At 69.1% G+C, this 25673-nt stretch carries 29 protein-coding genes; 21 read left to right on the top strand and 8 right to left on the bottom strand.

The genetic code is table 11. The features are described 5' to 3' along the window. The first annotated feature begins 90 nt into the window (after positions 1 to 90). A complete protein-coding gene (locus FIV50_RS16620) occupies positions 91 to 762 on the top strand; it encodes a GOLPH3/VPS74 family protein (RefSeq protein ID WP_140038394.1) in 672 nt (223 codons plus the stop codon). 13 nt (positions 763 to 775) lie between these two features. On the opposite strand, the gene FIV50_RS16615 is transcribed toward FIV50_RS16620, so the two are convergent. Continuing rightward, positions 776 to 1525, bottom strand: a complete 750-nt coding sequence (locus FIV50_RS16615; protein WP_140038393.1) for a DeoR/GlpR family DNA-binding transcription regulator — start codon at positions 1523 to 1525, stop codon at positions 776 to 778. 69 nt (positions 1526 to 1594) lie between these two features. Between FIV50_RS16615 and FIV50_RS16610 the strand changes: the two genes are divergently transcribed. Together FIV50_RS16610 and FIV50_RS16605 are read left to right on the top strand one after the other, a co-directional pair. Beyond that, positions 1595 to 1966, top strand: a complete 372-nt coding sequence (locus FIV50_RS16610; RefSeq protein WP_181164261.1) for a DUF4406 domain-containing protein — start codon at positions 1595 to 1597, stop codon at positions 1964 to 1966. A 67-nt stretch (positions 1967 to 2033) separates the two neighbouring features. Further along, positions 2034 to 2849 (top strand): suppressor of fused domain protein, encoded by an 816-nt coding sequence (locus FIV50_RS16605; protein WP_140038392.1) that lies wholly within the window; start codon positions 2034 to 2036, stop codon positions 2847 to 2849. A 21-nt stretch (positions 2850 to 2870) separates the two neighbouring features. Here the strand turns inward: FIV50_RS16605 and FIV50_RS16600 are convergent, their stop codons facing one another. Both FIV50_RS16600 and FIV50_RS16595 read right to left on the bottom strand, forming a co-directional pair. After that, positions 2871 to 3773, bottom strand: a complete 903-nt coding sequence (locus tag FIV50_RS16600; RefSeq protein WP_140038391.1) for an SDR family NAD(P)-dependent oxidoreductase — start codon at positions 3771 to 3773, stop codon at positions 2871 to 2873. A gap of 10 nt (positions 3774 to 3783) precedes the next feature. After that, entirely contained in the window at positions 3784 to 4359 is a 576-nt protein-coding gene (locus FIV50_RS16595; protein WP_140038390.1) for an isochorismatase family protein, read from the bottom strand. Positions 4360 to 4575: 216 nt separating this feature from the next. Here FIV50_RS16595 and FIV50_RS16590 point away from each other — a divergent pair, with 216 nt between their 5' ends. From FIV50_RS16590 to FIV50_RS16560, 7 genes are all read left to right on the top strand, one after another. Next, complete coding sequence (locus tag FIV50_RS16590) at positions 4576 to 5100, top strand: Asp23/Gls24 family envelope stress response protein (protein WP_140038389.1); 525 nt, start codon at positions 4576 to 4578, stop codon at positions 5098 to 5100. Then, positions 5097 to 5285 carry a DUF2273 domain-containing protein gene (locus FIV50_RS16585; protein WP_140038388.1) on the top strand — a complete coding sequence of 63 codons (189 nt, stop codon included), beginning with the start codon at positions 5097 to 5099 and terminating at the stop codon, positions 5283 to 5285. The genes FIV50_RS16590 and FIV50_RS16585 overlap by 4 nt, the downstream gene beginning before the upstream one ends. After that, positions 5285 to 5680: a hypothetical protein gene (locus tag FIV50_RS16580; protein ID WP_140038387.1), complete on the top strand. Its 396-nt coding sequence runs from the start codon at positions 5285 to 5287 to the stop codon at positions 5678 to 5680. Before FIV50_RS16585 ends, FIV50_RS16580 begins: the two co-directional genes overlap by 1 nt. Next, positions 5677 to 6261 (top strand): DUF6286 domain-containing protein, encoded by a 585-nt coding sequence (locus FIV50_RS16575; RefSeq protein WP_140038386.1) that lies wholly within the window; start codon positions 5677 to 5679, stop codon positions 6259 to 6261. Before FIV50_RS16580 ends, FIV50_RS16575 begins: the two co-directional genes overlap by 4 nt. Then, entirely contained in the window at positions 6258 to 6872 is a 615-nt protein-coding gene (locus FIV50_RS16570) for a hypothetical protein (protein WP_140038385.1), read from the top strand. Before FIV50_RS16575 ends, FIV50_RS16570 begins: the two co-directional genes overlap by 4 nt. 94 nt (positions 6873 to 6966) lie before the next feature. Beyond that, positions 6967 to 7140, top strand: coding sequence for a CsbD family protein (locus FIV50_RS16565; RefSeq protein WP_053098095.1), 174 nt, complete (start codon positions 6967 to 6969; stop codon positions 7138 to 7140). Between the two features lie 149 nt (positions 7141 to 7289). After that, positions 7290 to 9644 (top strand): beta-galactosidase, encoded by a 2355-nt coding sequence (locus FIV50_RS16560; protein ID WP_181164260.1) that lies wholly within the window; start codon positions 7290 to 7292, stop codon positions 9642 to 9644. Positions 9645 to 9684: 40 nt separating this feature from the next. Here FIV50_RS16560 and FIV50_RS16555 read toward each other — a convergent pair whose 3' ends face one another. Further along, a complete protein-coding gene (locus FIV50_RS16555) occupies positions 9685 to 10587 on the bottom strand; it encodes a helix-turn-helix domain-containing protein (RefSeq protein WP_140038383.1) in 903 nt (300 codons plus the stop codon). A 90-nt stretch (positions 10588 to 10677) separates the two neighbouring features. Here FIV50_RS16555 and FIV50_RS16550 point away from each other — a divergent pair, with 90 nt between their 5' ends. The 8 genes from FIV50_RS16550 to FIV50_RS16520 all read left to right on the top strand — a co-directional run bounded on the left by FIV50_RS16550 (position 10678) and on the right by FIV50_RS16520 (position 18384). Beyond that, entirely contained in the window at positions 10678 to 13590 is a 2913-nt protein-coding gene (locus tag FIV50_RS16550) for a DUF5107 domain-containing protein (RefSeq protein ID WP_140038382.1), read from the top strand. Positions 13591 to 13605: 15 nt separating this feature from the next. Further along, the gene (locus FIV50_RS17970; protein WP_258184320.1) at positions 13606 to 13773 is read left to right on the top strand and encodes a hypothetical protein; all 168 of its coding nucleotides are present in this window, start codon (positions 13606 to 13608) and stop codon (positions 13771 to 13773) included. A 51-nt stretch (positions 13774 to 13824) separates the two neighbouring features. Beyond that, the gene (locus FIV50_RS16545; protein WP_258184319.1) at positions 13825 to 14916 is read left to right on the top strand and encodes a cellulase-like family protein; all 1092 of its coding nucleotides are present in this window, start codon (positions 13825 to 13827) and stop codon (positions 14914 to 14916) included. A 134-nt stretch (positions 14917 to 15050) separates the two neighbouring features. Continuing rightward, positions 15051 to 15362 carry a DUF2277 domain-containing protein gene (locus tag FIV50_RS16540; protein ID WP_140038381.1) on the top strand — a complete coding sequence of 104 codons (312 nt, stop codon included), beginning with the start codon at positions 15051 to 15053 and terminating at the stop codon, positions 15360 to 15362. A gap of 115 nt (positions 15363 to 15477) precedes the next feature. Further along, positions 15478 to 16305 carry a DUF4397 domain-containing protein gene (locus FIV50_RS16535; RefSeq protein ID WP_140038380.1) on the top strand — a complete coding sequence of 276 codons (828 nt, stop codon included), beginning with the start codon at positions 15478 to 15480 and terminating at the stop codon, positions 16303 to 16305. Further along, positions 16305 to 16970, top strand: coding sequence for a class F sortase (locus tag FIV50_RS16530; protein ID WP_140038379.1), 666 nt, complete (start codon positions 16305 to 16307; stop codon positions 16968 to 16970). The genes FIV50_RS16535 and FIV50_RS16530 overlap by 1 nt, the downstream gene beginning before the upstream one ends. Before the next feature lie 33 nt (positions 16971 to 17003). Next, complete coding sequence (locus tag FIV50_RS16525) at positions 17004 to 17564, top strand: RNA polymerase sigma factor (protein ID WP_140038378.1); 561 nt, start codon at positions 17004 to 17006, stop codon at positions 17562 to 17564. Continuing rightward, positions 17548 to 18384, top strand: a complete 837-nt coding sequence (locus FIV50_RS16520) for an anti-sigma factor (protein ID WP_140038377.1) — start codon at positions 17548 to 17550, stop codon at positions 18382 to 18384. Before FIV50_RS16525 ends, FIV50_RS16520 begins: the two co-directional genes overlap by 17 nt. A 26-nt stretch (positions 18385 to 18410) precedes the next feature. On the opposite strand, the gene FIV50_RS16515 is transcribed toward FIV50_RS16520, so the two are convergent. From FIV50_RS16515 to FIV50_RS16505, 3 genes are all read right to left on the bottom strand, one after another. Beyond that, positions 18411 to 19334, bottom strand: a complete 924-nt coding sequence (locus FIV50_RS16515) for a DUF1295 domain-containing protein (RefSeq protein WP_140038376.1) — start codon at positions 19332 to 19334, stop codon at positions 18411 to 18413. 17 nt (positions 19335 to 19351) lie between these two features. Continuing rightward, a complete protein-coding gene (locus FIV50_RS16510) occupies positions 19352 to 21181 on the bottom strand; it encodes an AMP-dependent synthetase/ligase (RefSeq protein ID WP_140038375.1) in 1830 nt (609 codons plus the stop codon). A gap of 96 nt (positions 21182 to 21277) precedes the next feature. Further along, positions 21278 to 22537 (bottom strand): S8 family peptidase, encoded by a 1260-nt coding sequence (locus tag FIV50_RS16505; RefSeq protein ID WP_181164258.1) that lies wholly within the window; start codon positions 22535 to 22537, stop codon positions 21278 to 21280. Positions 22538 to 22593: 56 nt separating this feature from the next. Between FIV50_RS16505 and FIV50_RS17965 the strand changes: the two genes are divergently transcribed. Beyond that, entirely contained in the window at positions 22594 to 22722 is a 129-nt protein-coding gene (locus FIV50_RS17965; protein WP_258184318.1) for a hypothetical protein, read from the top strand. A 45-nt stretch (positions 22723 to 22767) separates the two neighbouring features. Next, complete coding sequence (locus FIV50_RS16500; RefSeq protein WP_140038373.1) at positions 22768 to 23799, top strand: hypothetical protein; 1032 nt, start codon at positions 22768 to 22770, stop codon at positions 23797 to 23799. Between the two features lie 48 nt (positions 23800 to 23847). Here the strand turns inward: FIV50_RS16500 and FIV50_RS16495 are convergent, their stop codons facing one another. Then, positions 23848 to 24363: a TetR/AcrR family transcriptional regulator gene (locus FIV50_RS16495; protein ID WP_181164257.1), complete on the bottom strand. Its 516-nt coding sequence runs from the start codon at positions 24361 to 24363 to the stop codon at positions 23848 to 23850. A gap of 125 nt (positions 24364 to 24488) precedes the next feature. Between FIV50_RS16495 and FIV50_RS16490 the strand changes: the two genes are divergently transcribed. Continuing rightward, positions 24489 to 25628 carry a zinc-binding alcohol dehydrogenase family protein gene (locus tag FIV50_RS16490; protein WP_140038371.1) on the top strand — a complete coding sequence of 380 codons (1140 nt, stop codon included), beginning with the start codon at positions 24489 to 24491 and terminating at the stop codon, positions 25626 to 25628. Positions 25629 to 25673: the final 45 nt, after the last annotated feature.

Below are 25673 nucleotides of genomic sequence, written 5' to 3'. Positions count from 1 at the left end.
GGGTTGACACGACGGGGCGCAGTGCTCGGCATCCCGAAGTCATCCGTTCGGGGGATGCCCAGACGCGAAATGCCGTCATAGCGTGGGTGCATGCTGATCGTCGAAGAACTCCACATGCTGCTGCTGCGGCCTGATGGCCGCGTCGAGAGCGCGGTGAGCGTGAACCGCCTCTACGGCGAGGTCGCCGCCGTCATCGTCGACCTCGCCCTGCATGGACGCATCTCGGTGTCGGACGAGAAGAACCCGGTCGTCGACATCGTGTCGACCGAGCCGACCGGCAACCCGATCCTCGACACGACGCTGCAGCGCCTCGTGCCGCTGCGCGGCAAACGACTGCAGTCTCTCGTGGTGCGGCCCAAGCTCGACCCGCTCGAGGTCGTGGTCGAGTCGCTCGTCGTGCAGGGCGTGCTCGTGCGTGGCGAGCGCGGATTCTTCGGCTGGGGGTCGGTGCGCACTCCCGAATCCGACTCTGCACCCGAGCAGATGCTGCGCTCCCGCCTGTCCGCCGTGCTGGCCGGAGCCGCTGCTCCGACGCAGGCCGATCTGGCGCTGCTGTCGATCCTGCAGAACCTGAACTCGGCGCACGCGATCCTGCGCGACGAATGCGGCGGACTGTCGGCGCGGGACCTCAAGAAACGGATCGAAGAGCTCACGGCGGGGTCGCCCGCGGGGGATGCCGTAGCCAAGGCCGTCTACGACGCGATCACCGCCGCGATGGTGGCCATCATGACCCCGACGATCGTGGCGGCGACCATCACCTGAGGCCTGATGCGGCTCAGCGCAGCACGGTCACCCGCTCTGCGAGTTCGTCGATCACGGGGTTCGCGTCGACGGGGTCGACGACCACGCCGGCGACGGCCTCGAGGTCGAGCACGGGGTAGCGCGACGTCGCGCCGATCTTCTCTTCGCTGCCGAGCACGTACGTCTGCGCACAGCGGGCGGCGATCGCGCGCTTGGTGACGGCGTCGTCGAGGTGGCCGGTGGTCAGGCCGCGCGCCGGGTCGATGCCGGTCGCGCCGAGGAAGAACGCGTCGGCGTGGAGGTGCTGCACCGCCTCCATCGCGAGGGGACCGCTCGCGACCATCGAGAAGCGAGCGAGCTCGCCGCCGATGATCACGACGCGAGCGTCGGAGTGCTCGGCGACCGCGAGGGCGATCGCCGGGCTGGGTGTGATCACGGTCAGGTCGGTGCCGTGCGGCAGCATCCGGGACATCGCGAGGGTCGTGGTGCCGGCGTCCAGCACGATCGTCGACGCGGGGGCGATCAGCTCGACGGCGCGGCGGGCGACGCGCTCTTTGCTCTCGGTGGCGAGCGACGCGCGCTGATCGACGGGACGATCGGCCGGCGGAATCGGCAGAGCGCCGCCGTACACCCGCACCATCTCACCGGCGTCGGCGAGCTCGCGCAGGTCGCGGCGGATCGAGTCCTCTGAAACGCCCAGATCGGCGGCGACGTCCTTCGCCACCACGCGGCCATCCCTGCGCAGGATCTCTCGCAGGTGGTCCTTGCGCTGTGCGCCCAGCATCCGACTCTCCGAATCTTATTCATTCACGAAGTTGCACGTTCTTGCACGGTTAACGTTACAGTCTTCTCCATGACAACTCCACTCCTGATTCTGATCGCCGGCCCCTACCGCTCGGGCACCGGCGGCGACCCCGCCCTCATCGCCCGCAACCTCGAACGACTCGAAGAGGCTGCGGCGCCGATCCACCGTCTCGGTCACGTGCCGATGATCGGCGAGTGGGTCGCCCTGCCGATCCTCCGGGGGATCGACGAAGCGGATGTCGCCGATGGCGACGTCATGTACGAGACCGCGCACCGGCTGCTGCAGCACTGCGACGCGGTGCTGCGCCTGCCCGGCGACTCGGCGGGTGCCGACAAGGACGTCGAGATCGCCCTCGAGCGCGGCCTGCCCGTGTATCGGTCGATCGACGAGATCCCTGCGCGCGAGATCGCCGCGGCGTAGGCGACAGGCCTCGAGACCGCTGCCGCGACGGTTGCCGGGGCCGACGGCCGACTGTGAGACTGGGGCGATGACCGATGGCCTGGAGTTTCCCCGACACGTCTTCGATTCGCTCGGTGCCGATCCCATCGCGTGGGAGGACCGCATCGGCGGGTCTATCCGCGTGGTCGAGAAGCGGCCGGCGGGCGGCCCCATCACGGTGATGACATCGGGCGTCTCCCTGATGCCGACCGACTCGGGCGAACGCGTCGAGCTGGCCGTCGAGGTGCTCGACGGCCAGCAGGGTGCGGCGCGGGTCGCACTCGGGATCGTCTGCGATGACATCGCGACGAACAGGCGGGTGCCTCCGGTGGGCGCCCCGTGGCGCAACAGCGAGTCCTTCCTCACCGGCACACGCATCTCGGCGATCATGGTGAGTCCGTCGCGATGGGGTGCATCCTTCGACGAGGTGCGGTCTGACGAAGGCGCGCTGGTCGGCCACGTGCGCACACTCCGGATGCTGACCGACGCCGAGGCGTCGTTCGCGTCAGCCCAGGGGTGGGAGGCGCTGGTCGCCGCGGCCGGATCCGTCGACGCGCTGCTCGACGTCACGCGAGAAGACGCCGTCGCAGCCCCGGGGTTGAAGGGCAACGCCCCGGTCTTCCTCTCGAAGCTGCATGCCGAGCACCCGCCGCGGTGGATCACGTTCACCGGGCGCGACCTGCAGTCTGTCACCGGGCTGGAGTCCGAGGAGTACATGAACGACTCGGCCAATCACGAGGTGTGGTCGGTCGACTCGTTCGTCGCCCGCTTCCCCTGGGTCGCGGACTTCGTACGCGAGGCGCGCCCCGGTCAGACCGGGCTGTTCACCGACGCATCCGGCGCCTATGTGCTCGAGGCGGACTGAGCCTGACCGACGCGCCGACCGTCAGACCCTGAACCGCACGCCGGCCATGTGCTCGGCGACGGCCCACAGCTCAGCGCCCACGTCGACCGAGCGCACCTGCGCGCTCGCGGCCACGCGTCTCGGCGCCCCGCGGAACTCCAGCAGACCGCCGGGCCCCCAGTAGTCGCCGCCCGTGGCATCGGCGGCGACCGTCGCGTGCACGATGGGCGCCGCGCCCGCATCCTTGCCCTGCACGAGCGGGCGGCTGAGCGAGGCGAGAGCGCGCGTCACTGCCGACACCTCGGCGAGGCCGTCGCGGTGCGGAGTCAGCGGGTCGACCGCGTAGCCGGGGTGCGCACACAGCGCTGACCGCGCCGAGCCCCTCCAGCGCCGGTTCAGCTCGAACGTGAAGGCCATCAGCGCGGCCTTCGACCGGCCGTACTGCCGCAGCGACGGCCCCGTCCACGGCTGCGCGAGCGCGGAGGGGGCGATCTCGGCGAATCGATGGGCCAGCGAACCCACCGCCACGACTCGGGCATCGTCGGCCAGCACGTCGCCGAGCCGGCCGAGCAGGGCGAAGTGCCCGACGAAGTTCGTGCCGACCATCAGATCGAGGCCGTCAGAGGTGCGGGCGCTGCGATCCGCCGCTTTCACTCCCGCGTTGCAGATCACGGCGTCGATGCGCTCGCCGACGGATGCCGCGGCCTCGGTGATGCTCGCGAGCGAAGCGAGATCCATCGGCAGGATGCCGAGGTCGGCGCCGGGCGCGTGCGCCCGGATCGAGGATGCCGCGACCTCCGCCCTCTCGGTCGACCGGCATCCGAGCAGCACCCTGGCGCCGCGAGACGCGAGGATCTCGGCGCACCAATAGCCGATGCCCGCGTTCGCACCGGTGACGAGGATCGTGCGGCCGGTGAGATCGGGAAGCGCGAGCGAGGAGGGCATGCCCTCCAACCTAGGCGGAGATGCCGACCCGATCAGCCGTGCGGATGACGGTCGCGAATCCGCGCGCAGCAAGGATGCTCTCGGTGCGCCGCATGATCTCGTCGCCCGAGACGGCGGCGAGCCCGTCATTCGCCGCGATCGCCGAGGTCGTCGTGGCATCCGTCACGAACTCCACTGCGAAGCCCAGGTCGGCCGCCATCCGAGCCGTCGTCTCGCAGCACTGCTCGGTGCGGATGCCGCACACGATCACGCGCCCGACGCCGAGGTTGCGCAGTTGCTCTTCGAGGTCTGTCGAGGTGAAGGCGTTGACAGTGGTCTTCGTCACGGCGATCTCGTCGTCCTGCGGATCGAGGTCTGAGATCACTCGGACGAAGCCGTGGGCCGGGTCGAACACCCCGCCGCTGCCCGGCTCGGAATGCGTGACCCAGACGACCTGGTCGCCGACCTCGCGAGCGTGATCGACCAGCCGCGAGATGTTGGCGATGGCGTCCGGGTTGGCGGTGGCCGCCCACTCGTCCGGCCGCTGGCGGAAGGACTCCTGGGCGTCGATGACGAGCAGGGCGGTGGCGGGCGAGTCGCTGTTCATCCGCTCATCCTCGCGTCCGGGGGCGCCGGAGGCCAGACCGGGAGCAGTCAATAGTCGCTCGATTTCCGCCGACGTCATCCTGCTTGTCCGATTCTCCGCGACGAGTTTGTGACGAATGCGAACCCCCGCACGTCCTATCTGTGAGCGACCGACACGCTCCCGGTGAGGCCGGAAGGGTCTCGTAGCCGGCATCCGCTTTCAGGCAAAGGAATCGACATGGCAACCCAGGACCAGAACACCCCCACCAGCCCCGCCGAGAAGGAGCTGGCCCAGACCACCGCCGCACCCAAGCCGGCTGCATCGGGCTCGCGGGTCGACCGCTCTTCGACGTTCTCGACGACGCGGATCCCCGCCGACTCGGATGCCGCGGGCAAGACCACCATCGCCGAGGGAGTGGTGGCCAAGGTCGCCGGCATCGCCGCCCGTGAGGTTCCCGGCGTGTTCGCACTCGGCGGCGGCGGAGCACGCGCCTTCGGCGCGATCCGTGACGCGGTCAACGCGACCGACCTGTCGCAGGGCGTCAAGGTCGAGGTCGGCGAGACGCAGGCCGCCGCAGACCTGACGATCGTCGTCGAGTACCCCGCCCCCATCCAGGAGGTCGCTAACAACGTGCGCGCCGCCGTCGCGGGTGCGATCAGCCGACTCGTCGGTCTCGAGGTCGTCGAGGTCAACGTCGAGGTCAACGACGTGCACGTGCCGGGCGACGACAGCAACGAGAACGAGGAGTCGCGAGTCTCATGACCCCCACCACCACCGGCGCCCTGATCGGTGCGCTCCTCGCCCTCGCAGCTCTGTTGTTCGGGTTCTGGGGCTTCCTCCTCATGGCCCTGTTCGCAGGTATCGGGGCGATCATCGGCAGGATCGCCTCCGGCAAGCTCGACGTCCGCGGTCTCGCAGACGCGTTCACGGGGCGGCGCACCTCCTGATGCGCATCGACCAGAACCTCGCCACCGGTGGCGGCTCCTCGCGGGTCGCCACCGGAGAGACCACCGTCCCTGGGCGCATCGACGTGAAAGAGCGCGTCTACCGCACGGTCACCGAACAGGCGTCCGCAACCCTGATCGGTGTGCCGCGCGGTGACGTGAAGGTCGATGTCACCGAACACCCGGGAGGAATAGCAGTGCGCATCGCGACGCCGCTTCCGATCCCCGATCTCGACGACACCGTCGCGATCTCCCAGAGCGTCCCCGTGCTCGATCGGGCCCGTCAGCTGCAGGAGCAGTTGCAGCAGCGTCTGACGGGAATCATCGGCCGGGACGTCACCCGAATCACCCTCACCATCACCGGTGCCACCATCCCAGAGAGGAGACGAGTGCGATGAGCACCCCTGTTCTTCGTCGCGTCGTCCGACGCGAGACGCATTCACCGCGCACCGTCGCGATGTTCATCGCGGTCATCCTCCTCGTCCTGGCTCTCGCCTACATCGGGCTCGAGATCGTGCTGAGCCTCGCGGCGCAGCCAGCGCTCCTGCTCGGACCGGCCGCAGCGGGTGGATGGCTCGTGGGCCTGCCCACCGCGCAGCCCGCCGGCCTCGTGATCGCGGGCAGCGTCGTGCTGGCGCTGATCGGGATCGTCTTCGTGGTGCTCGCCCTCACACCGGGGCGACTGTCGAAGCACACCCTCGAGTCCGGTGACCGCGCCGTCGTCGTCGACAACGGCGTGATCGCCAGCGCTCTCGCCCAGCACCTCTCGGAGGAGACGGCTCTGGCGCGCGAGAGCATCACCGTCGGGGTCGGCCACCGCAGCGTCGACGTCACCGTGCGTCCGGGTGTCGGCATCCCACTCGACAAGAACGCGGTGCAGTCCGCCGCCGAGGCCGAGCTGCAGACCTACCGGCTGACGCGCAGCGTGCGCACCCGCGTGCGCATCGAGCGTGCGAACGAGAAGGAAGGCGAGCTGTGAACAACACGAACCGTGCCCTGAACCGCACCCTGCTGTTCATCATCGGCGTGCTCTTCCTCGGTCTCGGAGCCCTCGGCATCGCGATCATGAGCTGGCCGACCGCGACCGACATCTGGACGTCGGGCGGCGAGGACGCCCGTTCGTGGCTCGACCAGGCGATCGCCGCCACCGCGATCGCAGGCGGAAGCCTGTCGTGGATCGGCGTGGGCGCGGTCGTCGCGATCGTCGTCGTGATCGTGCTGCTGATCCTCGCGCTCACCAGCGTCGCGGGTCGTCGGTCGAAGACGGCTCTCCGCTCGTCGGGAGCGCAGAACCCGCTCGGCCGAGTCACCGTCACCGAATCGTTCGTGTCGGATGCCGTCAAGAACTCGCTCGCGACACGTGCCGAGATCCTCTCGGCGCAGGTCACGGCGAACGACATCCGCACCACGCCGGTGCTGCACGTGTCGGTCACGCCTCGGCAGAACACCGACCCCCGCGAGCTGGTCGACCACGTCGACCGACTGCTCACCAACCTCGCCACCCTGACCGGCCGCGACACCGAGACGTACGTCTCGATCCACACCGGTCTTCGGGCACGGCTCGCTCACGACCAGCGTCGGCTGTCGTGATGCAGAGACTTATCGTCGGTCGCGCAGAGCAACGACGATAAGACGCCGGGAATCCTCCCGTCGTCACGATCACCCCTCACGAAAGGAGCTCCTCATGGGACTCGATGACAAGATCAAGAACGCCGCCCAGGACATCGCGGGCAAGGCGAAGGAAGCGATCGGCAACGCGACCGACAACGACAAGCTCGCTGCCGAAGGCAAGGCCGACCAGGTCAAGGCCGACGCGAAGAAGGCCGGCGAGAACGTCAAGGACGCGTTCAAGAAGTAAGACCCCCGGCGCGGGCGGGGGGAGCGGAATCACGCTCCCCCCGCCCGTTGCTGTGCGCTGGTCGGATGCCGCCGCATCCGTCGTTCTCTCCAGCCGTTCCGTCGCATCACCCCTGTCGCTCTCTCGGCGTCGGTGCGTACGGTCGAGTGATGACCTCCGCGACGACGACTTCGACTTCGACCGGAGCGCGATACCGCGTCGAGCTCCCCCGACCGACGGATCCGGTGCCCGCGGCTCTCGACCTGGGCGACGGCGTGGACACCGCTCGACGCCTCGAGGTGACCGACCGGTACCTGAGCCGCGACGGCAGGCCCTGGATACCGGTGATGGGGGAGTACCACTTCGTGCGCGATCGGCGCGAGGTGTGGGAGCGCGAACTGCGCAAGATGCGCGCCGGCGGCATCGACGTGCTCGCGACCTACGTCTTCTGGCTGGCGCACGAAGAGGTCGAGGGCGAATTCCGCTGGGAAGGCGATCGCGATCTGCGGGAATTCGTGCAGACGGCCGCCCGCGTGGGGCTCGACGTCGTCGTCCGGATAGGTCCGTGGGCGCACGGCGAGACGCGCAACGGCGGCTTCCCCGACTGGCTGCAGGCTCGCGACATCGCCCACCGCACCGACGACCCGGCCTATCTCGAGGTGGTGCGGCGCTGGTACTCGGCGATCGCGGGGCAGGTGGCCGACCTCGTGCATCGGCCCGATGCTCCGGAGGCGCCGATCATCGGCATCCAGATAGAGAACGAGCTGTACGACCAGCCCCAGCACCTGTCGACGCTGCGCGCGCTCGCCGAGTCGGTCGGACTCGCAGCGAGTCTGTTCACGGCCACGGGGTGGGGCGGCGCGCAGCTGCCACCAGGGCGCTTCCTGCCCGTCTACGCGGGATACGCCGACGGATTCTGGGAGGAGTCCGACACGGGGTGGCCGGAGTTCGGGCGCCAGCACTTCACGTTCAGCGATGTGCGAGACGACCTCTCGGTCGGCGCCGACCTGCGCGCCACCCCGGCCGACGCATCCGCGGCCGACGACCGCGGCACGAATGATGGCTGGCCCTACGCGACCTGCGAGCTGGGCAGCGGCATGGCGACCGCGTATCACCGGCGACCGCTCGTCGATGCGGAGGATGTCGCGGCGCTCGCGCTGACCAAGCTCGGCAGCGGATCGGCCTGGCAGGGCTATTACATGTTCCACGGCGGACTCCACTTCGACGGGGCGCTGTCGACGACGCAGGAGTCGCAGGCGACCGGGTATCCGAACGACGTCCCGGTGCGCGATTACGACTTCTTCGCGCCGATCGGGGCCGCAGGCACGCAACGACGGCATTTCCACCAGCTGCGTCGCCAGCATCTGTTCCTCTCGGCGTTCGGCGACCGGCTCGCGACCTACCCCGCGCGAATCGGATCGCAGGAGCCCGGCGACCTGCGCTGGTCGGTGAGAGGCGACGGCGACCGCGGGTTCCTGTTCGTGAACACCCATCAACCGGCGCTGGCGCCACTCGATGCGGTCGAGGCCGTGGGTTTCGAGATCGTGGGGCCGGATGCCGCCGTGCGGATCCCGAGCGACCGGATCACCGTGCCAGCCGGCTCCTCCTTCTTCTGGCCGATCCGGCAGCCCCTCGGAGATCTGTCCGCCGTGAGCGCGACGGCCCAGCCGATCACCGAGATCCGCGTCGGCGACCACGATGTGGTGTTCCTGGCCGCGAGCGATGGCATCGAGGTGGAGATCCAGCTCGATGGAGGGGAACCGCCCGTCGTCCGGGGAGCGAGCGCGGCGGTGAGCGAGCAAGGCCGTCTCGTGATCCGCCCCGACTCGGCGCCGGGAGTCGACTGCCGCGTGCAGGTCGGTCGCACGACCTTCGTGATCCTCGACAGCGGCACTGCGGATACCGTCTGGCGCGGACCCGTGAACGGGATCGACAGCGTGGTGATCTGGCCGCACGGCGGCTGGTTCGACGACCGGGGCTTCGTGGCCGAGAGGCAGGACGCCGACGAGGAGCTGCTCGTCCTGACCGACAGCGGCGATGGACGCGGCGTCGAGTTCGGACGCCGGGTCGTCGAGGGGACAGACGCTCGTCACGACCTGGAGCCGCCGGTCTTCCCGGCTGCGCCGGTGTTCGCGCCGAGGATCGGTGGGCCGGCATCGCGCTTCGCCGCCCCGACGGAGGACGACTTCGTCGACGCCGCGACGGCTGCGATCCGCATCCCGAGCGGGATCGGCGACGGCGCCGCCCAGGTCGTGCTGCGTCTCGATTGGGTCGGCGACGTGATCCGCCTGCATATCGGCGAGGACCTGATCGCGGATCAGTTCTGGTCGGGGCGTCCGCTCGAGGTCGACCTCAGCGGGTATCGTGATCGGCTGACCGAGCATCCGATCCGTCTCACCGCATTCGCCTGGGATCCCACGACTCGAGTGCACGTCGACCCTCGAGTCAGACCGAGGGCCGACGACCCCGTGCTGCGGGTGGATGCGGCGGCCTTGCTCGTGCGCCGATACGCCCGGGTGTCGTGACGCGGACGCGAACGCGTACGACGACCCCGTGACGACGCGCTCAGCCCTTGTGCTGGTCGCGGTAGGCCGTGGGGCTCACGTCGTGCACCCGGCGGAACTGACGCGAGAAGTACAGCGGATCGGAGTATCCCACCGACGCGGCGATCTCGGCGATCGACAGGTTCGTGGCGTCGAGCAGCGCTCGCGCTCTGCCCATCTTGAGCGAGGTGTGGAACGCCGCAGGCCCGCCGCCGGTCGCCTGACGGAACAGCGCACTCAGGTGCGAGGGCGAGAGGTCGACGAGGGCGGCGAGATCGGCCACCTGGATGCTGCCGTCGATGCGCGTCTCGAGGTAGCGCATCGCCCGCTCGAGTGGCGAGCCCTCGGCGGGAAGCGTGCTGTCGACCGTGATTCGCGTGAGCAGATTCCAGGCGATGCCCGATGCCGCCAGCAGGTGCGCGGGCGAGATGCGACGCTCGAGCAGCGTGAGGAGCTCGTCGAACAGCGCCACCACCCGATCGGCCGCGCGCAGCCGCACCAGACGGGAGACACCGGCCGGTGTCGTCAGCTCTGCCGCATCTGTGCCTCGCACGTGCAGCCACCAGATCGTCCATGGGTCGCGGTCGGAGCTGCGGTACTCGTGCGGGGTGCCCGCCGGGATCGCGATGCTCGCACCGGGGCTGAGCGTGTACTCGTCGCCGCCGAACGTCACCACTCCTGCGCCGCCCACGCAGACCAGCACGATCGTCTCGGATGCTCCGTGCGGACGCCGGCGCAGGTGGCCCTCGGCGTGGGGGAACAGTCCCGCATCGGTGACCGTGAGGCGCCGGGTGACGGGCGCGGCGAGCGCGAGCTCGACCTGGGGGCGCGGCACCACGCAGAGTCGCTGATCGGCGAAGCCCTCCGCGCGGCGCGCGAGGCCCGGTGAGTGCGCGGCGATGTCGCGACCCGTTGTTTCGTCCATGTCGTCCCTCGGTCTCACCATACCGAGAGTCTCGGGGCGCTTCTAGCCTCGAAGAGCGGCCGACGTGCGCCGCCGATTCCGAGGAGAACCATGACGGTCGATCTTCCCGCGGTGCCGCAGAGGCTGCGCGCCACGCTCGACGACGGTCGACCCGTCGCCTGGCGCGAACCGCTCACGATCGCGACCTACGAGGCCGGGGCGCCGAGCCCGTACCCGATGTTCCTCGACCACCGGGTCTACCAGGGGTCGAGCGGAGCGGTGTACCCGATTCCGTTCATCGAGAGCGTCGACCATGAGGCGAGCCCGCGCGAGTGGGACGCGATCCACCTCGAGAACGAGTACGTGCGCCTCGTCGTGCTGCCCGAGCTCGGCGGTCGCATCCACGTCGGGTACGACAAGGTCACCGGATACGACTTCTTCTACCGCAACAACGTCATCAAGCCGGCGCTCGTCGGGCTCGCCGGGCCCTGGATCAGCGGCGGCGTCGAGTTCAACTGGCCGCAGCACCACCGCCCCGCGACCCACCTGCCTGTCGAGACGAGCATCGAGACCGACGCAGACGGCACTGTCACGGTCTGGTGCCACGACCACGACCCGTTCGCCCGCATGTCGGCGCAGCACGGCGTGCGCCTGCGACCGGGCAGCTCGGTGGTCGAGCTCGCGGTGCGGTTGCACAACCGCACGAAGGAGCGGCAGAGCTTCCTCTGGTGGGCGAACGTCGCCGCGCGGGTGCACGACGACTACCAGGCGTTCTTCCCCCCAGACGTCCGCTTCGTCGCCGATCACGCCCGACGCGCTCTCACCTCCTTCCCGGCGGCGGACCGCCCGTACTACGGCGTCGACTACCCCGCGCGCGCCGCCGAGACCCCCGGCGCCGATCGGATCGACTGGTATCGCAACATCCCCGTGCCGACGTCGTACATGATCGTCGACTCGCACCAGGACTTCTTCGGAGGGTACGACCATGCCGCGGGAGCGGGATTCGTGCACTGGGCCGAGCATCGCGTCTCTCCCGGCAAGAAGATGTGGACCTGGGGCGATGCGCCCTTCGGGCACGCATGGGACGCGCAGCTGACCGACGCCGACGGCCCGTACGTCGAGCTGATGGCCGGCGTCTACACCGACAACCAGCCGGACTTCTCGTGGCTTCTGCCCGGCGAGACGAAGACCTTCACGCAGTGCTGGTATCCGATCCCCGCGATCGGAGTGGTGCACCAGGCGACGCCGGATGCCGCGGTGCACATCGACCGCGAGGGCGATGACCTGGTCGTGTCGGTGGCGGCGACCGCCCGCCGCCGGGGCGCGCGGGTGCTGGTCGTGTCGGCGGGCGAGACGGTCGGGTGTCACACGGTCGACCTCGATCCGGGTGTGCCCACGGTCGTGCGCACGCGGGGACTCTCTCACGACGACGACCTCGAGGTGCGGGTGCTCGACGCCGACGGGCGCGTGCTGGTGCGCTGGGCTCCGCCGGTCGTGGCGGCTTCAGAGCCCTGGGTCGCGGAGGAGCCGCCGACGCCGGAAGCCACCGAGTCGGTCGAAGAGCTGTATCTCACCGGTCTGCACCTCAGCCAGTACCGGCATCCGACGCGGTCGCCGATGCCCTACTGGCGCACCGCGCTCGAACGGGATCCCGGCGATGCCCGCACCAACATCGCCGTGGCCGATCGGCTCTATCGGCAGGGGCGGTACGAGGAGGCGCTCGCGCACGTGCGCACCGCCGTCGCCCGCCTGACCCGACGCAACGCGAACCCGGCCGACGCAGAGGCGTTCTATCTGCTCGGTCTCGTGCAGTCCCGCCTCGGCCAGGTGGTCGAGGCGCAGCAGGCGTTCGGCAAGGCCGGATGGGACGGCACCTGGGCCGCGCCCGCCGGGTTCGCGCTCGCCCAGTCACTCGCGCACCAGGGCCAGGATCGCTCCGCGATGCGCGTGCTCGACGAGCTCGACGCCGTCGCCGCGCACGACCCGCGCCGCATCGCGCTGCGGGCGATCCTCCTCCGTCGCTCCGGGCGAGACGCCGAGGCGCAGCAGATGCTCGACGCCGCCCTCCGCGCAGACCCTCTCGCGGCCACCATCCGGTTCCTCGCCGGACACGCGATCGGCGACACGGGCATCCTGCTCGACGTGGCGCTGGAGCTGAGGGACGCCGGTGACACGGCATCCGCCCTGCTGCTGCTCGACCGGGTGCAGTCGGCAGCGGTGACGCCGAGCGGCAATCTTCGACCGATCGCCCACTACCTCGCGGCGGGGATCCACGACGCGGAGGGTCGGCCGGCCGAGGCCACCGCACACAGACGCAGCGCACGCGAAGTCGATCTCACCTGGGCCTTCCCCTCAGGACTCGACGCGCTCGACGCCCTCAGCCTCGCGGTCGCCGCCGAACCCGACGACGCCACCGCCCGGATGCTGCGCGGAACCCTGCTCTACGCCTCAGGCAGACGCGTCGAGGCCGCGTCCGAGTGGAACGCGGCGATCGAGTCGGGCCTGCGGCACCCCGTGCTCCTTCGGGATGCGGCGCTCGCCGCCTATTCCGTGACGCACGACGACGACCGTGCCTGGACCCTGTACGGGCAGGCGGTCGAGGCGGCGCCCGGCGACGCCCGTCTGCGATACGAGCAGGATCAGCTGGCCCTGCGCCTGGGGCACGACGCCGCATCGAGGTATGAGCGACTGCGACCGATCGAACCGCTCGTCCTGACCCGTGACGACTTCGCGATCGCCTATGTGCGGCTGCTGCTGACCGTCGGCGAGGCCACGCGGGCATACGCGATCCTCACCGAGCGCGAGTTCCGGCCGTGGGAGGGCGGTGAAGGCGAGGCGCTCGCCGCATGGGACGCGACTCGGGCGACGCTCGACCTGCCGCGGGCCGACCCACCGCCGAATCTCGGCGAGGCCCGCAGCCCGTACACACCGCCCGCGGCACGCCACGAGTCGGGCGAGACCGATTACTTCGCGACGAGCCTGCCCGAGCTGCTGCTGTTCACCCGGGGGACCGATGACGACTGACGCGGGAGCATCTCGATGACCGAACGCTATCTGGGCACCGGACACGATTCGGATGCCTGGCGCCCGGTGCCGCTCGGCGTGCCCGCGCATCTGCCCGCGCGGCTGTCGATCACGCTCTGGGACTTCTCCTGGTACACGAGGGCCGGGGAGGGCGAGCCGTACGACGACCTCGATCGCGCCTGAGCCGATGCCGCGGATCTGGGCTACAACTGCATCCGGATCTGCGCCGCCCCGTTGCTGCTCTTCGGCCATCCCGAACTCTCGGGACTCGCGCGCGACCTCGAGATCGAGGGTCTCGGCGCAGCGCCCGACGGTGGGTATTACGGCCGTGGCACGCGCTGGTACGACGTGCCCGGCGGGTATCGGATCGACGTGCTCGAGCGCCTGCATCAGCTGCTCGAGGCGGCGAAGCGCCACGGACTCGTCGTCATCCTCGCCAGTTGGGAATATCAGCAGTCGACGAGCTTCGCGCGGTCGCCGAGATGGTTCGAGGCGATCGACGCCGTGCCTCTCGCCGAGCGGTACGACCACCTGGCCGCCGCGTGGGGCCGGCTCATCGACTGGGTGACGGATCTCGGGCTGCGCTCGCAGATCGCGATGGTGGAGTTGCACAACGAGGTGGACTTCTCGATCCTCCCGGCGCTCGCCGGGTCGGGCGAGCGCGCGCTGCGGGCGCTGCGCAGGCGGCATCCTGATCTTCTGATCACCGCGAGTTACGGCAAGCCGCCGCATCTGGCGATGCACCAGGTGTCGGATGCCCTCGGTGCCGCGCAGTTCCACGTCTACAGCTACGGCGTCCTCGACGCGCTGCAGAAGCTCATCGACATCCGTTCCGAGCAGTCGGAGGGATTCCCGAATGCGATGCTGCGGTCGCTGCTGGTCGACGATGCGCCCACTTTTGCCGAGTACGGCCGGCCCGCCGAGTGGAAGCTGCGGGCCACGGTCGTCACCGACCAGATGATCTACGGCTACGACTGGGTGGATCCGGGACTGTGGGATGCATGGCTCTCCGAGCACGCCGCCCCCTACCGGCTGATGATGCGTCGAGAGATCGAGTCGCGCGTCTCGGCGGTCGCGGCGTGGGCGCACTGGAAGAGGGTGCCCGCCGTGATCGGCGAGGGCTGGCTCGGCTACACGCCCCTGAACGCCTGGTATGAGGAGAGCGAGCACGGGCTCGAGTTCGCCGAATGCGGAGTGGATGCCGCGCTGCGCGCCGGGGTCTGGGGAGTGGTGCTGTGCTCGAACGCGGCGCCCCACCATCCGATGTGGCAGCTGCGCGACTGGCAGCGGAGGGTGAATGCGCGAGTGCTCGCGAGCGGCGTGTGACGCGCAGGCGCGGGTCTGAGGCCTGCGGCCCCGTGTCGTGAGACGATGCGAGGGATGGACGCCACTGACAACAGCTCGGACTGACTCCGTCGCATCCTCTTGACTCCCGCGCTCAGCGATCTAGCCTGACAGTCATGTGCCGCAACATCATTCCGCTCAACAACCTCGCACCGCCCGCGACCGACGACGAGTGCCACGAGGCCGCCGTGCAGTTCGTGCGCAAGATCTCGGGCACCAACTCTCCCTCGCGGGCGAACACGGAGGTGTTCGACCGGGCCGTCGCCGAGATCGAGCTGTCGGTGCGCCATCTGCTCGACGGTCTCGTGACGTCGGCGCCTCCGAAGAACCGCGACGAGCAGCGCGAGAAGCGACAGGCGCGCTCGGCGGAGAGGTACGAGGCGATCCGGGTCTTCCAAGAGGCGAAGCGCGCCGCGAGAGCAGAGTGACGGGGCTGGGAGTCATCTGCGAAAAATCTTCATCCACCTGCATCCAAAACCCCGGTTCCCGGAGAACAACTCCTATGAAGGGCCGCACAGGGCGGTCCGGGTACAGGAGGAACAGATGCGCAAGACAGTCGCCGCCGGCCTCGCCGTCGGAATGATCACCGCTCTCGGCCTGGCATTGCCGGCCAGCGCCGCCACCACCCAGGCGGCCCAGCTCTCCGTGCTGCACGCGATCCCCGACACCCCGGTCGACGTGTACGTCAACGGCGAGCTGACCCTCGACGACTTCGCCCCCGGTGACCTGGCCGGTCCGCTCGAGCTGCCGGCCGGCTCGTACGAGGTCGCCCTCACGGCTCCCGACGCCGCTGACGCGAGCGCTCCCGTCCTCGGACCCGCGACGATCGCTCTCGAAGCGGGCGCGAACTACACCGCCGTGGCCCACCTGACCGAAGCGGGCGAACCCGGCCTCAACCTCTTCACGAACGACATCTCGCAGACGGCACCCGGCCAGGGCAGGCTGACGGTGCGTCACACGGCTGCGGCCCCCGCGGTCGACATCCTCGCCGGCGGCTCGCCCGTGATCGAGAACCTCACGAACCCCAACGAGGCGAAGCTCGACCTGCCGGCGGGCACCGTGTCGGCCGCCGTGGCACTCACGGGCACGACCGACCCGGTCATCGGCCCGGCTGACGTCGCGATCGAAGAGGGCGTCAACACGATCGTCTACGCCTGGGGCAGTGCCGAAGAAGGCAACCTCGCGATCGCCGCTCAGACGATCTCGGGACTCCACTCCAACCCCGACGGAGTGCCCTCGGGCACCGCGGGCTACCTCGCCCAGCAGGACGCATCGGTGACCACGCTTCTCTCGGCGGGTCTCGTCGCCCTCGCGATCTCGGCCGCCGTCGGTGCGGGCCTGATCGTCCGTCGTCGCCAGACGGTGCGCTGATGCTCCGAGGCACGCCGCGAGAGTCCGGTCTGCGCCGCGTCATCCTGACGCTCGGCGCCCTGGTCACCGCGGCGTGCCTCGTGGCATGCACACCGGGAGGGGCGGGCGCGGAACTCCCTCCTTCCACGGAGTCGCCCCCCACGACTCCAGCGCCTGTCCCTCCCACTCCCACGAGAGACGTCGAGGTGCGGCCGGGTGCTCTCCCCACCCCGGCGGCATCCGTCGCTCCCGTGAGTCTGGCCATCCCGTCGCTCGCCATCGATATGCCGGTGACGGACGTCGGGGTGGCCGACACCGGACAGATGGAGCTGCCTGTCGACCCGGCCGTCGCCGGGTGGTATCGATACGGGGCGGATGCCACGAGCACGAGTGGCCGGATTCTGATCGCAGCGCACGTCGACGCGGTCGACTATCCGATCGGACCGCTCGCTCGCCTGCGGGACGTGCCCGCAGGCGAGACCGTCCGCATCGCCGCGGCCGACGGCACGAGCCGCGAGTTCGTGATCGAGTCGCTGACCTATTACGAGAAGGCGGCGCTCCCGACGGCCGAGCTCTTCGAGCGCGGGGGCCCCTCGGCCCTGGTGATCATCACCTGCGGCGGCCCCTTCGACAGCCAGACAGGCCACTACCGCGATAACGTGGTGGCTGTGGCGGTCCCGCGATGAGGCGGGGTGATCACCATGGAGAGGAGACTCCGGGTGGATGAGACCACCGAAGCCGAGGCGGCGCTCGATCGCCGTTTCGTCGCGGGCGACGAGCAGGCGCTCGCGGAGCTGTACCGACGCTGGTCGCCTGTCGTCTTCACCCTGGCGCTTCGCTCGCTGGGTGACCGAGGGGATGCCGAGGACGTCACGCAGCGCACCTTCGTGTCGGCTTGGAACTCGCGCGCCGGATACGACTCGTCGAAGGCGCGCCTGTCGACCTGGCTCATCACGATCGCCCGGCGCCGGATCGCCGACACGTTCGAGGCGCGGGCCAAGGTGCAGCAGCTGCAGGCCGAGATGGAGCGCCTCACCCCACCCGACGCACTCGTCTCCGAGTCGATCGATCTGTCCGAGACTCTGCTGCTCTCGAGCGAGCTGCAGCAGCTCGCGCCCGATGCGCAGGCGGTCATGCGCCTGGCCTTCTACGATGACCTGACCCATGAAGAGATCTCACGCAGAATGGGGATGCCGCTCGGCACCGTGAAGAGCCATATCCGCCGAAGCCTTGCCCGAATGCGCGACCGATTGGAGGTGAACCATGTCACATCTCGATGACGAGAAGATCGCCCTGATCGCGATGGGTGAACCGGCCGGCTCCGACGCTGACACGCAGCACCTCGTCGAGTGCGAGTCCTGCGCGGCAGAGGTCGCCGACATGTCCAGGGTCGCGCTGGTGGCGCGCTCCAGCGTGGTCGAGGGCGACCTCGAGGCCCCGCCGGCGGACGTGTGGTCGCGGATCCACGGAGAGCTCAGGTTGAGCGATGCGGTCGCGGCGGATCCCGCGGCCGATCCCGCGTCCGTGGAGGCCGAGCCGGAGTCCGAGTCGATTCCCGCGCCCCAGTCGGTTTCCGATCCCGAGCCGGTTTCCGAACCGGATGCGGTGGATGCCGAGCGCGAGCGGCACCGCAATCGCACTCGTATACGCTCGCGTCGGCGCTCCTCGGCATCCGTCTGGATCCTCGCCGCGTCGATGGCGCTCGTCGTCGCGATCGGAGCCGGTGTGTGGATCGCCCGCTCGCTGACGCCCTCGTCTGCCGTGATCGCCTCGGCCGAGCTCGCGGCGTTCCCCGATCACCCCGACGCGGTCGGGCAGGCCGAGATCGACGATGACGGCGACGGCCGGCGCACCCTCACGGTGACGCTCGAAGGCGATGAGCTCGCAGACGGCGACTACCGCGAGGTGTGGCTGATCCGCGAAGACGGACAGGCGCTGATCAGCCTCGGCGTGCTCGACGACGCGTCCGGCACATTCCGTGTGCCCGACGGCGTCGACCTCGACGAGTACCGCCTGGTCGACATCTCGTTCGAGCCGGTGGACGGCGATCCGGCGCACTCGGGAGATTCGATCGTGCGGGGAGAGCTCGACTTCGCCTGAGCGGGCGCGCCGCGCAGTGCGCGGGTCTACGCAGCTCGCTCCCGCACGACGGGCCGGGTGAGTCGCGGGATCAGCGACGGCGTGTTCTCGCGGTACTCGACGTAGTCGGCACGGTCGCCCCACTTCTTCTCGGCGCGTGCCTCGAGCAGTGGGATGCCGCTGACGCGGGTGAGCAGCAGGATCACGAACAGTGGCGACAGGATCGCGACCCACTGCCACCCGGCGAGCACGGGTGCGGCGGTGAGGAACACTCCCACCCAGATGACGATCTCGCCGAAGTAGTTGGGGTGACGAGACCTTGACCACAGACCGGTGCGGATGAACTCGTCCTTGTTGCTCGGGTCGGCGCGGAACGCGGACTTCTGCGCGTCGGCGACGATCTCGGTGGTCATACCGAGCAGCCACACGACCATGCCCACGACGGTCAGCCATCCGATGGGCGCGCGTGCCGCGGCATCCGTGCTGATCGCGCTCCACGCGGCTGCCGCGGTGATCGACACCCACGCACCCTGGATCACCCACACCTGCAGGAACCGCACGGGCGAGCCCTTGATCTCGTCGAAACGTCCGTCGGACCCGGCCTTGTGCACGCGCATCGCGAGGAAGGATCCGAGGCGGGCGGCCCACAGGATCACCATCGCCGCGAGGATCCAACTGCGCGCGTCGGGCATGGGGGTCAGCAGCACGAGGGCGACGGAGATCGCCAGGAACGTGAGGCTGCCCGTGAGGTCGAAGAAACGCTCGGTGCGCAGGATCATCGCCGGGATGAACGCGATGACCTGGATCGCGAACGCCGCGGCGACGGCGAGGGCGAACAGCGGGATGCCGCCGAGTGCTGCACCGCCCTGGGTGCCCGCGAGAGCGACGAGGGCTCCGATGACGAGCGCGACGATGATCGCGATCAGAGACGATCGCGAGGACTTGGGGGTGGAGGAGGTGGGGGAGGACATGGTGTTCTTTCCGGTTCTCAGAGGTACAGGTCTTCGACGGTGAGGGCGGCGCGATCGAGCACGACGCTCCGCTTGAGCTTCATGGTCGGTGTGACCAGCGCGCGGTCGTCGAGGTCGGCGAAGACCACGCTGAACCGGCGCACCTGCTCGCTGCGCGCCACGAGCGCGTTGGCGGCGTCGACGGCACGCTGCAGACGAGTGTGCAGCGTCGGGTCGGTCACGGCGCGAAGGTCGGCGTCAGCGATCGGAGGGATGCTGACGCCTTCGGCATCCGCCCATGCCAGGGTCTGCTCGGGGTCGAGAACGAGCAGCGCCGAGAGATACGGCTTGCCCTCGCCCACCATGACCGCGTGCGAGATGAGCGGGTCGGTTTCGACCGCATTCTCCCACCGCGTGGGCACGATCGTCTTGCCGTTCGAGGTGACGATCACGTCTTTGAGGCGACCGTCGAGAATGAGCCGGCCCTGGTCGTCGAGACGCCCGAGGTCACCCGTGCGGAAGAAGCCGTCGACGAAGGCAGCCTCGTCGTGAGCCGGATTCCGGTAACCGCTGAAGACGCCGATACCGCGGGCGAGCACCTCTCCTTCGTCGCTGATGCGCACGGTGAGCCCGGGCAACGGGGAGCCGACGCTGCCCGAGGCGATGCGCCCCGGCAGGTTGCCGGTGAGGGGCGCCGTCGTCTCGGTGAGTCCGTAGCCCTCGATGACGGGCACCCCGATGCCGCGGAAGAAGAGCGAGAGGTCGGCATCGAGCGCTGCTCCGCCCGAGAGGATGTATCCGACGCGCCCACCCATCACGGAGCGGAGGCGGCGGAAGAAGAGGGCGTCGAAGAAGCGGTGCCGCAGGCTGAGCCCGTGGTCCTTGGAGATGCGCCGTCCGGCGTCGATCCGCTCGGCGCGGTGGCCCCAGGCGATGGCGGTCGAGCAGGCCTTGGCCCAGACTCCCGACAGGCCCTTGTCGGCAGCCTTGGCGGCGGCGGCCGCCTGGATCTTCTGCAGGACGCGCGGCACGACGACGAGGAACGTCGGGCGCAGCGTGTCGAGGGTCGCGACGACCGTCGACGGGTCGGAGAGGTGCGCGATGCGCATGCCGCTGGCGAGGCAGATCAGCTGGAGCCCGCGCGCCAGCACGTGGGCGAGGGGCAGGAAGATGACGGTGTTGCCGTCTTCGTTCACGATCTCGCGATACGCGGCGGCGATGTTGAGCACCTGACCGAGGAAGTTCCGATGAGTGAGCACCACGCCCTTGGGCTCGCCCGTGGTGCCCGAGGTGTAGACGATCGTCGCGGGGTCGTCCTGCGTGGCGGAGGTCCTGCGCGCCTCGAGCTCGTCGTCGGTGACGTCGACGCCGCGCGCGACCAGGTCGGGGAGGGTGCCGGATGCCGCAGCATCCATCGTCCAGGCGCCGAGTGTGATCCGCTCGGTCTGCGCGAGCGCCGCCTGCAGGAGCACCGCGTGCTCTGTGGTGCCGCCTATCGCCAGGCGCACGCCGGCATCGGCGACGATGGCGTTCACCTGCGACGGCGACGACGTCTCGTAGATCGGCACGACGACGGCGCCGGCGAACCAGGAGGCGAGGTCGGCGACGGCCCATTCGTAGCGCGTCGGCGCCATGATCGCGATGGGGTCGCCGGCCCGCACGCCCTGGGCGATGAAGCCCTTGGCCAGAGCGCGCACCTGGGTGAGGAACTCCCGAGTCGTGATCGGGCGCCACGCGTCACCGGCATTCGCTCCCGTGACCTCGAAGGCGACGTGATCGGGAGCGACGGCTGCGCGTGCGACCAGCAGGTCGGTGACGTTGCGATACCCGTCGAGGTCGGCAAGCGGCGGGGTCGACGACTCGATCATCGGAACTCCTCTCGGGCGCGCGAGAACGGGCCCATCTGCACCTGTTCGGAGCAGGCGAGGAATCGGATGGGATGCGGACGAGAGACGTGCCTCGTGTCAGCTGGCGTCAGGCACCCGACGGCTGTGCTTCACGACGACCACGATGAGGATGATGACGCCAGCGACGGCGACGAGGGCGAGGACGACGACGAGCGCCAGGCTGACCAGCACCATCGGCAGCTCCGATTGCGGGGCCGCGACCGGCTCCGGGGTGGGGGTCGGAGAAGGCGGGTTGTAGACCGCGTCGAAGGACGGAGAGCGCTCCTCAACGAAGAGGGGGTGCTCATCCGGGTACTGCGTCGGGTCTTCGGCGATGAACCGGGTGGCGTTGACGATCCCGTATCCGTATCTGTCGGACCGCTCGAGCTCATGGGGGTTCGATCCGGTGTTGTGGATGAGCGACTGGGTCAGCTGCGCGGCTGTCGCATCGGGCCACTTCTGCATGCCGAGAGCGATGAGCCCCGCGACGAGGGGTGTCGCTGCGGAGTTTCCCTGCCAGGTGGTCATGCCCCACGTGTCGTTGAACCCGACGCCCGCGACGCCGATTCCGGGGGCAGTGACGTCGGTGTTCGGGTCGGCCATGTCCTCCTCTGAGTACCTCTTCTTCGCGGGAGCAGCGGTGGCGTCGACCGAGGCGACATTGATGACCCCATTGCCTTCGTCCAACTCAAATGTCCATACGGTGTCGTCGTTGGGCAGGCCTGCGACGATGACGACCCCGGCCCTCAGGGCCTTCGCGACACTCTCGTACGCGCCTTCGGAAAGTTCCTCGGCGAGCTTCGCCGAGCCGCCAGACATCGTCACGATGTCCGTCCCGCGGGCGACGGCATCGTCAAGGACATCCTCGAACGGGGCCTTGCACGTATATGGAGACTGACCCAGGCTGTCCCCGCCTTGCAGCGCTCCGTAGTACAAGATGTGGGCCTCCGGTGCGATGCCCTTCGGCCCTTCGCCACTCTCGGACGTGCCGTTGCCGACGATGAGCGACGTCACCGAGGTGCCGTGCTTCAACTCCTCGTACTGGGTCGGCGCATAATCCAGCGGGTCGTGGCATCCATCGAAGTCGGGGACCTCGATGTCCGCGCCCTGCAGCGTCGGCGCGTCGAGGTAAAGACCACCGTCGAACACCGCGATCGTCACACCCTCGCCGGTGATGCCGGCCTCGTGGATCGGCGCGATCTTCATCGCGTCCATGTACCAGTTGGGCCCGCCGCCGGAGAAGTCCTGCGCGGATGCCGCGCTCGGAACCACTGCCGCGGTCGCCAATGCCACCAGTGCTGCTCCGGCCGCGATCCATCGTCGTGCGCGATTCGCCATCATCTTTCCCCCCGGGTCATGCTGGGTATCAGCCTAGATGTCACGGGGCTGGCGTCATGGTCGTCATGGTCGTCATGGTCGTCATGGTCGTCATGGTCGTCATGGTCGTCATGGTCGACGAACGCGCACGTGCTTCGCGCGTTCGCCCGCGCTCCCGTCGGCATCCGGGTGACGCCGTAGTCTGAGTCGGAAAGTGCGATGACTACCGCGGGGGACAGGGGATCGGACCAGTGACGACGACTTCGACGACGAGCAGTTCGCCGACAACGCCTGCGTCACGTCGCAAGCGACGTGTCTGGACCACGTCGGGTGCGGTCGCGCTTGCGATCGGTGGCTATCTGACCGCCGCAGCGCTGGTGGCGAACTCCAGTGATCCGTCGGAGACAGTGCGCTCGTACCTCGCGGCGATCGCCGACGGCGATGCCTCCACCGCCGCGCAGATCGTCGACCCGGACGCATCCGGCATCGACGCGGCGTACCTGACCGACGACGTCCTCAGTGCCGCCACCGAGCGCATCGAGGTGGTGTCTGTCACCACGAAGAAGCATGAGGGTGACACCGCGGAGGTGACGGCTGTCATGGAGCTCGCCTCACAGACCTTCACCCATACGTTCACGATGACGAGAGATGCAGGTTCTTACTGGCTGCTGCAGCCGGGATGGCGCCCAGACGAGCCGCTGACGGTCGAGGCGACCGTGGCCGTGCGGGACAGCATCTCCCTCACGGGTGTGGAGCAGGTCGATCTCGCCGGCACCGAGGTCGAGCTCGCCGTGAAAGATGTCGCCGGAGTGTCGGCGGACTCCCGGTCGGAGTCGTTGCAGGTGTATCCCGCCGTCTATGGCCTGACCGGCCCCGACTTGGGTGTCTACTTCACCGTCGCGCCCGATGAGCTGGCAGCCATCCCGCCGGCGTCGACTGCCGAACTCGCGGTGGCGGCGACGGAAACGCTGCAGACGGCTCTGCTGGACGCGGCGAACGTGCAAGCTAACGCCTGTGTCGAACCCGGGACCTCGGCGGATGCCGTCTGCCCGCTGCTCCTGAGGCAACAGGATCCGTCGACGACCGGGGTCATCCAGGCGCCGTACAACGTGACCTTTCGGACCGAGCACCGGTTCATGGTCGACGTCATCTTCTGGTACCGGCCGGAGGGGGGAACCTCGTCCCGATCCGGCACAGCCGACTACACGACTGATCTCATCGGCACGTACACGATCGACGGCGACGACGTGACGGTCGAGTTCATTCCCTGGGACGACCTCTGACCTACCGATGCGTGCCGCGCGGAAGCACGCTCGCTCCAGCCGGCGATGTCACCCGTTGATCCATCCCTGCATGTCGGTCCACACTGCAGCGAGGGCATCCTCGAGCGAGAGATCGGAGGGGCCTTCCAGCCATCGGTCCATCGCGAGGTCGAAACAGGTCACGGCGAGGGCGGCCAAGGTATGTGCGTGCTCAGGGGCGATGCCGCGCTGGTTCAGTGACCGTTCGATGGCGCTCGCGAGGTAGTGACTGCGCAGAAGATCGCGTTCGTGCAGCGCGGGTTCGCTGCGGACGATGCTGCGTCGACGTGCGATCTGCTCTCGCCAGTCCTGGAGGCCTCGGCATGCGGATGCGAGGCCTGCGCGCACGGTCGCCGTCCCGCCGCGTTCGTGCGGGATGGACTCCATGAAGTCGCTCACGGCTCGGGGGAACTCGCGATCTCGGAGGAACAGCACATCGCGTTTGTCGGAGAAGTGGCGAAAGAACGTCCGTGTGGTGAGTCCCGCCGCCTCGGCGATCTGGGGAACCGTGGTTCCCGAGTACCCCTGGTCGGTGAACAGGTTCATCGCTGCAGCTTCCAACCGCAACGCAGCATCCGGTGACCAACGAGGCATAGAGCAATGATGACACGAACTGTCGTAAGCTCGAGCGTGATGACACGAGATGTCATCAGATTCGGAGAACAGAGGAAATGAGCGACAACACTGCGGCGTGGATCGACTCCGCCTATGCGGACCTGACGATTCGCGATGCCCCGATGCCGAAGCCGGGGGCGGGGCAGCTGCTGCTCGCGGTGCATGCGGTGGCGGTGAATCCGCTCGACGCGATCATCCAGTCCAACGGCACTGTCATGTACGGATGGCTGCGCTACCCGGTGATCCTCGGGGAGGACGTCGCGGGTGTGGTCGTCGAGACCGGAGCGGGCGTGGAGGACTTCGTCGTCGGAGACCGAGTCGTGGCGTATGCGATGGGACTGGAGAAGGGTCGGGATGCCGTCTCCGAGAGCGGCTTCCAGACCTATGTCGCAGTCGACGCGAGCCTTGCCGCCGCTTTGCCGGCCACCACCGCTTTCGAGGATGCCGCCGTCCTGCCGCTGGCGCTGTCCACAGCGGCGGCCGGTCTGTTCGAGAAGGAGCAGCTGGGACTGGACTACTCCCGTCTCGGAGACGCGGCGCATCGCGATGAGGTCGTCGTGATCTGGGGCGGCGCGACAGCCGTCGGAGGCAATGCGATCCAGCTCGCCCGAGCGGCCGGTTATCGCGTCATCACGACAGCCTCTGCGAAGAACCATGACCGGATGAGGCGGCTGGGAGCAGAAGCCGCCTTCGACTATCGCGACCCGGAAGCGGCGAATCGGATCATCGAAGCGGTGGGCGGCTCCGCGTTGGCGGGGATCCTCGCCGTCGCGGTGGGATCGGCCGAGCCCTGCCTGAGGATCGCGCGCGCCACCGGCGCCACACGGATCGCGATGGCGAGCCCTCCCGTCTCGTTCTACGAACAACCCCGCCGCGGCGGTCTCTCCCTCGCCCGCATCCGCCTCTTCGTGACGCTCGGCACGCGAACGGCGCTCATGCAGGTGCGCAGTCGCACTCGCGGCATCAGGGCAACGTTCATCTGGGGAAGCGCCATCGCCACCTCTCCCGTGGGGCCGGCCGTCTGGGGCGGGTATCTCCCTGCCGCGCTCGCCTCGGGCAGCCACCACCTCTACCCGGAGGCCCACATCGCAGGACACGGGCTTCCGGTCATCCAAGAAGCCATCGACACCCTTCGCCGCGGCGTATCGGCAAGGAAGCTCGTCATCACCCTTGATCACGCGCAGGCGAACCCGTGATGGATCTACGAGGAGGTGCCGGAGTGCGTCGCGGGAACAGCGAGC

Origin of the sequence: Microbacterium foliorum, from assembly GCF_006385575.1 — a bacterium.
GTDB classification, from domain to species: Bacteria; Actinomycetota; Actinomycetes; order Actinomycetales; family Microbacteriaceae; genus Microbacterium; species Microbacterium foliorum_B.
This window is presented reverse-complemented; position numbering and strand designations above follow the sequence as displayed.